The organism is Parasphingopyxis sp. (assembly GCF_052168275.1).
In the GTDB taxonomy this organism is placed as follows: domain Bacteria; phylum Pseudomonadota; class Alphaproteobacteria; order Sphingomonadales; family Sphingomonadaceae; genus Parasphingopyxis.
Genome location: NZ_JBQLZM010000144.1, coordinates 1 through 8,994, shown reverse-complemented (window position 1 = coordinate 8,994; position 8,994 = coordinate 1). Strand labels below are relative to the sequence as shown.

General features: G+C 63.8%; 12 protein-coding genes. 1 reads left to right on the top strand and 11 read right to left on the bottom strand.

The annotated features are described in order from the left end of the window. The 3 genes from ACTS1X_RS13375 to rpsM form a co-directional block, all read right to left on the bottom strand. Positions 1–1,048 (bottom strand): DNA-directed RNA polymerase subunit alpha (locus ACTS1X_RS13375; RefSeq protein ID WP_442614903.1); only part of this gene is annotated, 1,048 nt, incomplete at its 3' end. Positions 1,049–1,145: 97 nt separating this feature from the next. Continuing rightward, positions 1,146–1,535, bottom strand: a complete 390-nt coding sequence (gene rpsK / locus ACTS1X_RS13370; protein ID WP_176870578.1) for a 30S ribosomal protein S11 — start codon at positions 1,533–1,535, stop codon at positions 1,146–1,148. 72 nt (positions 1,536–1,607) lie between these two features. Next, entirely contained in the window at positions 1,608–1,976 is a 369-nt protein-coding gene (gene rpsM / locus ACTS1X_RS13365) for a 30S ribosomal protein S13 (protein WP_442614902.1), read from the bottom strand. Between the two features lie 315 nt (positions 1,977–2,291). On the opposite strand from rpsM, the gene ACTS1X_RS13360 reads away from it, so the two are divergent. Next, positions 2,292–3,266, top strand: a complete 975-nt coding sequence (locus ACTS1X_RS13360; protein WP_442614901.1) for a succinylglutamate desuccinylase/aspartoacylase family protein — start codon at positions 2,292–2,294, stop codon at positions 3,264–3,266. A 228-nt stretch (positions 3,267–3,494) separates the two neighbouring features. Here ACTS1X_RS13360 and rimK read toward each other — a convergent pair whose 3' ends face one another. From rimK to ACTS1X_RS13320, 8 genes are all read right to left on the bottom strand, one after another. Next, positions 3,495–4,400 carry a 30S ribosomal protein S6--L-glutamate ligase gene (gene rimK / locus ACTS1X_RS13355; protein WP_442614900.1) on the bottom strand — a complete coding sequence of 302 codons (906 nt, stop codon included), beginning with the start codon at positions 4,398–4,400 and terminating at the stop codon, positions 3,495–3,497. Beyond that, a complete protein-coding gene (locus ACTS1X_RS13350) occupies positions 4,397–4,876 on the bottom strand; it encodes an ATP-dependent zinc protease family protein (protein WP_442614899.1) in 480 nt (159 codons plus the stop codon). The genes rimK and ACTS1X_RS13350 overlap by 4 nt, the downstream gene beginning before the upstream one ends. A gap of 68 nt (positions 4,877–4,944) precedes the next feature. Then, on the bottom strand, positions 4,945–5,274 hold the full coding sequence (locus tag ACTS1X_RS13345; RefSeq protein ID WP_442614898.1) for a hypothetical protein: 330 nt from the start codon (positions 5,272–5,274) through the stop codon (positions 4,945–4,947). 85 nt (positions 5,275–5,359) lie between these two features. After that, entirely contained in the window at positions 5,360–5,767 is a 408-nt protein-coding gene (locus tag ACTS1X_RS13340) for a DUF3052 family protein (RefSeq protein ID WP_442614897.1), read from the bottom strand. Positions 5,768–5,775: 8 nt separating this feature from the next. Beyond that, the gene (gene gdhA, locus ACTS1X_RS13335; RefSeq protein ID WP_442614896.1) at positions 5,776–7,134 is read right to left on the bottom strand and encodes an NADP-specific glutamate dehydrogenase; all 1,359 of its coding nucleotides are present in this window, start codon (positions 7,132–7,134) and stop codon (positions 5,776–5,778) included. A gap of 100 nt (positions 7,135–7,234) precedes the next feature. Further along, positions 7,235–7,756, bottom strand: coding sequence for an SRPBCC family protein (locus ACTS1X_RS13330; RefSeq protein ID WP_442614895.1), 522 nt, complete (start codon positions 7,754–7,756; stop codon positions 7,235–7,237). A gap of 97 nt (positions 7,757–7,853) precedes the next feature. After that, entirely contained in the window at positions 7,854–8,504 is a 651-nt protein-coding gene (locus tag ACTS1X_RS13325; RefSeq protein ID WP_442614894.1) for an adenylate kinase, read from the bottom strand. Further along, on the bottom strand, positions 8,501–8,994 hold a 494-nt coding region (locus ACTS1X_RS13320; RefSeq protein ID WP_442614893.1), incomplete at its 5' end, for a preprotein translocase subunit SecY. The genes ACTS1X_RS13320 and ACTS1X_RS13325, both read right to left, overlap by 4 nt.

The window sequence follows — 8,994 nt, the reverse complement described above, 5'->3', positions numbered from 1 at the left end:
TCTTGGCCATTTCCTCGATATTCTCGGGCGGCCAGCCGGGGATGTCCATGCCGAGCCGGAGGCCCATCGTGGCGAGAACTTCCTTGATCTCGTTCAAGGACTTGCGGCCGAAATTCGGCGTCCGCAGCATCTCGGCCTCGGTCTTCTGGACCAGATCGCCGATATAGATGATGTTGTCGTTCTTGAGACAGTTGGCCGAGCGCACCGAAAGCTCCAGCTCGTCGACCTTCTTGAGAAGATAGCGGTTGAGCTGGTTGGTGTCGCCTTCGGCGGCCGCGCCGCCGAGCATGCCGGACGCGGCCGGTTCGCCGATCGTCTGCGTCGGGGCCGGCAGTTCCTCGTCGAAATGGACGAAGAGCTGGAGCTGGTCCTGCAGGATGCGGGCCGCGTAAGCCAGAGCGTCTTCCGGTGCCACGGTGCCGTCGGTCTCGATGGTCAGGGTGAGCTTGTCGTAATCGAGCTCCTGCCCGACACGCGTATTCTCGACCTTGTAAGCGACCTGCTGGACCGGCGAAAAGAGGCTGTCGACCGGGATAAGCCCGATCGGCGCGTCGGCCGGGCGATTCTGCGCGGCCGGCACATAGCCTTTGCCGGTGCTGGCGGTGAGCTCCATGTTCAGCGTCGCGCCCTCGTCGAGATGGCAGATCAGCTGATCCGGGTTGCGGATTTCGATATCGCCCGAGGTCGTGATGTCGCCGGCCTTCACGTCGGCGGGGCCGGTGGCGGAGAGCTGAAGGCGCTTCGTGCCTTCCGATTCCATCGCGATCGCGACCTGCTTGATGTTGAGGACGATATCGGTGACGTCTTCCCGCACGCCGGCCAGCGACGAGAATTCGTGCAGCACATTCTCGATCTTGATCGACGTGATCGCGGCGCCCTGCAGCGACGAGAGAAGGGTACGGCGCAGCGCGTTGCCGAGCGTCAGGCCGAAACCGCGCTCGAGCGGTTCGGCGACGAAGGTCGCCTTGCGCGCGGCGTCGCCGCCAACTTTCTTTTCCAGACCATTGGGCTTCTTGAGTTCTTGCCAGTTTTTCATGTTAACGGACACGGTATTCCCCTTGGCGGTGCGGCGGAGGCGGGGCTGGCCTCTGCCTGTAAAACAATTCTTGTTCGGGAAGCGGAGCCCGCCGCCTCCCTTTGCGCAATCAGACGCGGCGGCGCTTGGCCGGCCGGACGCCGTTATGCGGGATCGAGGTCACGTCGCGGATCGAGGTGATCGTGAAACCGACCGCCTGCAGCGCGCGGAGAGCCGATTCGCGGCCCGAACCCGGACCCTTCACTTCGACTTCCAGCGTGCGGACGCCGTGTTCCTGCGCCTTCTTGCCGGCGTCTTCGGCGGCCACCTGGGCGGCATAGGGGGTCGATTTGCGGCTGCCCTTGAAGCCCATCATGCCGGCCGACGACCAGCTGATGGCATTGCCCTGCGCGTCGGTGATCGTGATCAGCGTATTGTTGAACGTCGCATTCACATGGGCGACGCCCGACGTGATGTTCTTGCGTTGACGTCGCTTAACCCGTTGCGGTTCGCGTGCCATGGTTTCAATTCCTACCTAGATATCCTGGAAAAGCGGTTCGCGCGGCCGATCGATCGGCGCGCAAAGCACTCGCTACTTCTTCTTGCCGGCGATCGGCTTGGCCTTGCCCTTGCGGGTGCGCGCATTGGTATGCGTGCGCTGGCCGCGGACCGGCAGGCCCTTGCGATGGCGCAGCCCGCGATAGCAGGCGAGGTCCATCAGGCGCTTGACGTTCATCGCCGTTTCGCGGCGAAGATCGCCCTCGACGGTATGATCATTGTCAATCGCCTCGCGGATCTGCACGACTTCGGCGTCGGTCAGGTCCTGGACGCGGCGCTCGGCGGGAATGCCGAGCCGTTCCGTCAGCTTCCTGGCCGTGGTCGGGCCAATGCCATGGATATAGGTGAGCGCGATTTCGACGCGCTTATGGGTCGGAATATTGACCCCAGCGATACGTGCCACGTGTAGTGTCTCCTGCTCCACAGGCGGCATGGCGCGCCGCCCATCTCAAAGCTTCATGAACCGAAAACGAACGAACCCGACGGACGCACGAATCGCGCCGCCGGGTAGACCGGTGTCTTCGGAGTAGAGGTGAAATAGGAATTTCGGCCCGTTGTGTCAAGCATGCTGGCGGGTTTTCGCGTTGGCCGCTAGACGGTTATCCGCAGAGGACCGAACATGACCGAACACCCCCCGCCCGCGCAACCCGCAAGGCGCCCGCCTCCCTTCCCTTTCGCCGGCGGCAGCGTGCGGGCCGGAAGCCGGAGCGCGTTCGATTTGCCGATCAGCAAGGTCTCGTCCGGCAACGAGGTCAGCCTGCCGGTCCGGATCGTCCACGGCGCCAGGCCGGGGCCGGTGCTGTTCGTCAGCGCCGCGATCCATGGCAACGAGATCACCGGCGTGGAGATCGTCCGGCGGCTGTTGACGAAAATCTCGCCCAAGACGCTGTCCGGCACGCTGCTCTGCGTCCCCATCGTCAATGTCTACGGTTTCGTCGGCAACAGCCGCTACCTGCCGGACCGCCGCGATCTCAACCGCTCCTTTCCGGGATCGGCGGCCGGATCGCTCGCCTCGCAGCTCGCCTATCTGTTCCGCACGGAGATCATCGAACGGGCCGATTTCGGGATCGACCTGCATTCGGCCGCGACCCACCGGATGAACCTGCCGCAAATCCGGATCAGCCCGGATTGCCCCAAGGCGGAGGAGCTGGCCTTCGCGTTCGGCGCGCCGGCCGTCATCACCACCGCGCTGCGCGAAAAATCGCTGCGCAAGGTCGCGCTCGAAGCCGGGGTCGAGATGCTGCTCTACGAAGCCGGCGAAGGCCTCCGCTTCGACGATTTCTCGATCCGGACGGGGGTGAACGGCATCATGCGGGTGATGTGCGCGATGGGGATGATCCATTCGAAACGGCTCGAAAAGCCGATGCCGATGCCGGCCCGCTCGAGCCGCAGCACCTGGGTGCGCGCGCCGCGCGGCGGCGTCTGCATCCTCACCGCCCATGCCGGGGCGATCGTGTCCGAAGGACAGGCGCTGGCCAAGGTCGGCGATCCGACCGGCGACGAGGAGGAGATCGTCCGCAGCCCGATCGACGGGATCATCATCGGCCATGCCACGCTCCCCATCGTCAACCAGGGGGATGCGCTGATCCATGTCGCCGAGGTCAAGCGGTTCGACACGGTCGCCGATCGCGTGGACGAAATCACCGATACGATACTGTCCGACGTCATGCTCGACGAGGACGAGGTGCTGTAGGCCGGCATCGTCATTCCTGGCCTGCCCCGGAATCCAGGGCCGGATCATATCCGGTCAGCACACCGTCATTGCGAGCGTAGCGAAGCAATCCAGAGCGGCAGAAGATATCGCTTGCAGCTCTGGATTGCTTCGTCGTTTCACTCCTCGCAATGACGACTGGGCTCTGAGGCGGCGGATAGAAGCAGCCTAGCCCTGGATTCCGGATCACGTCCAGAATGACGACGTGCTTTACCCCTTCCCCCGCGTCTTGGTGTTGCCCGCTTTCTGGTTCTTTTCGATAAATTCGATCACCATCCCCGCAACGTCCTTGCCGGTGGCATTCTCTATGCCTTCGAGCCCCGGCGAGCTGTTGACCTCCATGATCACCGGGCCGTGATTGGAGCGCAGCATATCGACGCCGCAGACGTTGAGCCCCATCCGCTTGGCCGCGCGCACGGCGGTCGAGCGTTCTTCGGGGGTAATCTTGATGACCTCGGCGCTACCGCCGCGATGGAGGTTCGAACGGAAATCGTCCGCCGCGCCGGTGCGCTTCATCGCCGCGACGACTTTGCCGCCGATCACCAGCGCGCGGATATCCGTACCACCCGCCTCCTTGATGAACTCCTGCACGAGAATATTGACGTTCGCGCCGCGAAACGCCTCGATCACCGATTTCGCGCTCGACATGGTTTCGGCGAGGACGACGCCGATCCCCTGCGTGCCTTCGAGCAGCTTGATGACGACCGGCGGGCCGTTGACCGCCTTGATGATTTCCTCGGCCTGTTTGGGATCGTTGGCATAGGCGGTGAGCGGCAGGCCGAGCCCGTATTTCGCCAGAATCTGCATCGAACGCAGCTTGTCGCGCGAGCGGCCGATCGCGATGCTCTCGTTGAGCGGCCACACGCCCTGCATTTCGAACTGGCGCAGCACGGCCAGCCCATAATTGGTGATCGAGGCGCCGATACGCGGAATAACCGCATCATAGCCGCTGATAGTCTCGCCGTTATAGCTGATCGTCGGGCGGTGGCTGGCGATGTTCACGGTGCAGCGCGTCGTATTGAGGATATCGATCTCGTGCCCGCGTTCCTCCGCCGCCTCGACAAGCCGCTGGTGCGAATAGAGATTCGCGTTGCGCGCGAGCATGGCGATTTTCATGATCCCTGTCCCCCTTTCGGCGGCTTGCCGAGCATCCATCGCTTGCCGCTGTTGACGAGAAAGCCGCGCTTCAGCGCCCGGCGCCCTATCAAAACCGGAAACGCCATCGTGGCGCGGTTGGCAAGCGTTATTTGGGCGCGCCACCGGAGCGGCCCCAATTCGGCAACCGTCTGAATGACGTAGCGCGTCTGTTTGCTCCCGTTCGAACTGGTAATCTGCCGCGTTTCGAGCAGCAGCGCTTCGCAGTCCTGCGGCCGGTGGCCCGTCGAGCGCGGCGTGTGGAACCGGACCCATTGTTCGCCGTCACGCTCGAACGGCCTGATCCGCGTCGCATGGAGCGAAGAGGTGCGCGCGCCGGTATCGATCTTCGCGTGCATGTCGAACAACCCCAGGTCCGGCAGATCGACAAGCTCGCACCAGCCGATTTCGACAGGCTCCCTCAGCCGGGCGCGGATGCGCGGTTTTTCAGCGTCCATCGGACGGCGTTACTGCGCCTTGGCCGGTCCGCGCAATCTCTTTGATCGCCGGGCGTTGCTCGATATCTTCAGTCGCCGCCGGGTTCGGGCGCGGGTTCGCGCACCTTCCGGATCAGCGAATAGACGCTGTAGATCACCAGCGCGGCGATGATCGCATAGACCCACCAGGCGAGATTCCGCCCGGCGACGATCAGGTAGATATAGGCCGACATGGCGAGGAAGCCGGCGATGATGATCTGGAATGCGATCGTCTCGCCGCGGCGCTTGCGGCGGACCATCCAGGCGACGGTCGCCAGAAAGAAGGGGATCGCGCCGACATAGATGCTGCCGAATATGTACGGATTGACGCCATATTCGGCGCCGAGGCTGATAAACCAGTCGTTGATCGCTTCGAACATCGCTGCCTCCCTGGCAGATTGTGTTGGTACAGCAAGGGGTTCGCCGGGAGCGCGGCTGCGGTTACAATGGCGGTCCGCGGGGCGCTCAGCGGCGCAGTTCCTTGCGGATGACCAGCTTCAGCCCCGACCAGATATCGTCGACCGCGCAGACCTTGATGTCGACGAGGCCCATCGGCAGCGCGACCGCGCGCACCACGTCCTCGGTAATGTCGGTCGGGACTTTCGACGCCTTTTTGGGCCAGGATATCCAGACGAAGCCGTCCTGCGCCATCCGTTCCCGCACCTCCGCCAACAGCCGCTCCATGTCCGCCCGCTCGGTCGTGAAGATATGCGCCGCGACCGGCCCGTCCATCGCGCCCGACGTCCAGGCGATATCGGCCTGCGCGTCGATCGCCGCGCGGACGTCATCCGGCAGCCCCGATTGCCAGACGGCCATCCCGTCGTTGAAACCGAGCTTCTTCGCCAGCGGCGTGCCCGAATAGCCGGCGGGCACCGTCCGGCTCAGACGACGCCGAAGGCGAGCATGGCATCGGCAACCTTCTTGAAGCCCGCGATATTCGCGCCCTTCACGTAATTCACATAGCCGCCATTCTCGCCGCCGCCATATTCGGCGCATTTGGCGTGAATATCGGTCATGATGTCGTGCAGGAGGTCGCCGAGCCGTTCGGTGTTCCACGCGACGCGCTCGGAATTCTGGCTCATCTCGAGGCCCGACACGGCAACGCCACCGGCATTGGCCGCCTTGCCCGGCGCGTACATGATATGCGCCTTGTGGAACACCTCCACGCCGTCCAGCGTCGTCGGCATGTTCGCGCCCTCGGCGACGGCCATGCAGCCATTGTCGACAAGTTCCCTGGCCTCGTCCCCGTTCAGCTCGTTCTGCGTGGCGCAGGGCAATGCCACGTCGCACGGCACGTCCCATGGCCGCTTGCCGTCATGGAAACTCGCATTGGTGAAATGGTCGGCATATTCGCTGATCCGGCCGCGGCGTCCGTTCTTCAACTCCTTGACCCAGTCGATCTTGTCCTGATCGATGCCGTCGGGATCGTGGACGAACCCGCCGCTGTCGGACAGGGTCAGCACCTTCCCGCCAAGCTGGGTGAATTTTTCGGCGGCATGCGTCGCGACATTGCCGGATCCGGAGATCACCGCCGTCTTGCCCTCGATATCCTCCCCGGCATGTTTGAGCATGTTGTGGAGGAAGATCACCGCGCCATAGCCGGTCGCCTCGGGCCGCATCTGCGACCCGCCATATTCGATCGCCTTGCCGGTGAGCACGCCTTCCCAGCGGTTGGTGATCCGCTTGTACTGGCCGAACATATAGCCGATCTCGCGCCCGCCGACCCCGATATCGCCGGCGGGGACATCGGTGTCCGGGCCGATATGGCGGTAGAGCTCGGTCATGAAGGACTGGCAGAAGCGCATGACCTCCGCATCCGACTTGCCCTTGGGATTGAAGTTGGAGCCGCCCTTGCCGCCGCCCATCGGAAGCCCGGTCAGCGAATTCTTGAACGTCTGTTCGAAGGCGAGAAATTTGAGGACGCTCTCGGTGACCGTCGGGTGAAAACGGATGCCGCCCTTGTACGGGCCGATCGCATTGTTGTTCTGGACCCGCCAGCCGCGCTGGACGCGGATGCAGTGATTGTCGTCCTCCCAGCAGACGCGGAAGGAGACGACCCGGTCGGGCTCCGCGATCCGGCGCAGGATCTGCGCCTCGTGATATTCTTCCTTGTCCTCGATGAAATCGAAAATGTCCTGCGCCACTTCGCGCACGGCCTGGATGAATTCGGTCTGCCCCGGATTGCGCTTCTCGACGCCCGCCATGAAGCCTTCGAGATCCACGTGATCGCTAACCGCCATTGTCTTCTCCCCTGACTAGCCAAAGCGCCCGGCGCCCGGCCTTCTTTCGAGTCGAGACCATGGCGCTAACGCTTCTATCAGATTGGCGTTCGCGAAACAGTTAGTCTTGGTTGCCCGGGAACAGGGCGACGAGCCGGTCGAGCTGTTCGCGGACGACGCCATCGACGACCGGCGCGAAGGTTTCGCGATCGAACTGCATATGGCCGCCGAGCGCATAGGTCTGGGTGATGCGGGTGCCGCCGTCGACCGGTTCGAGCTGCCAGGTCAGGGTGCCGGCCAAGCCTTCCGCCTGGAGCGGCCCGAGCGCGCCCGACAGACGGAGCGTCTGATCGGGCTGGACCATGATGACGCGCATATGCTCCGCCGAGCCGCCGTCCGGCAACGCTTCGCAAAAACAGCCTCCGGCCTGCGGTTCGAGCGACATGTTGGCCGCATCGAGCGACCAGCTGTGATCGGCGTTCCAGTAGCGCGCCGGTTCGATCAGCGCCGCCCAGACATCCGCCGGAGCGGCCGCCACTTCGGCGCTGTTGGTTGTCGTGAACCCGGTATCCGACAAAGCCACTTCGGCGGTCGCCGGACTGGCCGCGGCCAGTGCCGTACCGATCAGAATGTGACGGACCATCGGTGCCCCTCCCTCAAAAAGCCGGGTGAGCATAGCAAAAATTCCGGGCGGCGCGAACGGCGCGAGGGGACGCCCGCCGCAGCCCGTCGACCGGGATCTAGCCTTGGTCGAGAATCGCGGCGATCGCGTCGCTCACGCCTTCGATATCGGCCATGCCGTCGACCCGGCGGACAAGGCCCTTCGGCTCGTAATGCGGGATGATCGGCGCGGTCTTGGTGCGGTATTCCTGCATCCGCGTGCGCACGGTCTCGGCATTGTCGTCCGGACGGCGCTTGAAGCTCGTCGATCCGCAGGCATCGCAGACGCCCTCGACCCTGGGCTGCTTGAACGTGTCGTGATAGCCCTCGCCGCAATTGGCGCAGGTGAACCGGCCGGTGATGCGTTCGACCAGCGCGTCCTCGTCGACGACCAGTTCGATGACATGATCGAGCGGCATGCCCTTTTCGGCGAGCAGCGCGTCGAGCGAATGGGCCTGGGCTTCGGTGCGCGGATAGCCGTCCAGGATGAAACCGCCCTTGACGTCGTCCTCGTCGAGGCGGTCCGAAAGAATGCCGGTCACGATCTCGTCGGACACGAGATCGCCGCGTTCCATAACTTCCTTGGCCTGGAGACCGACCGGGGTTTTCGTGGCCACCGCGGCACGGAGCATATCGCCGGTGGACAGTTGGACCATGCCGCGCTCGTCTTCGAGCTTGGACGCCTGGGTGCCTTTACCCGCACCAGGCGGGCCCAACAGAATGATGTTCACCGACGCTGTCCCCCGCCTTTCAATTTGGCCTTCTTGATCAGATCACCATATTGGTGCGCAAGCAAGTGGCTTTGTATCTGGCTGACGGTGTCGATCGTCACATTGACGACGATGAGCAGACTCGTCCCCCCGAGCACGAAGGCCTGGATGCCCGCTTGAGTGGACAGGAACTCCGGTATCAGACAGATCAGCGTCAGATAGGCCGCGCCGACCACGGTGATGCGCGTCAGCACGTAATCGAGATATTCGGCCGTCCGCTCGCCCGGACGGATGCCGGGCACGAAGCCGCCATAGCGCTTCAGATTGTCCGCCGTCTCTTCGGGATTGAAGACCACCGCGGTGTAGAAGAAGCAGAAGAAGATGATCATGCCGGCATAGAGCAGCAGATAGAGCGATCCGCCGCGGCCCAGCGCGTTGGTGATCGTCAGCAGAAGTTCGTTGCTGGTCGAGGCCGTATCGGTCACGCCGCCCGACATGAACTGCGCCACGG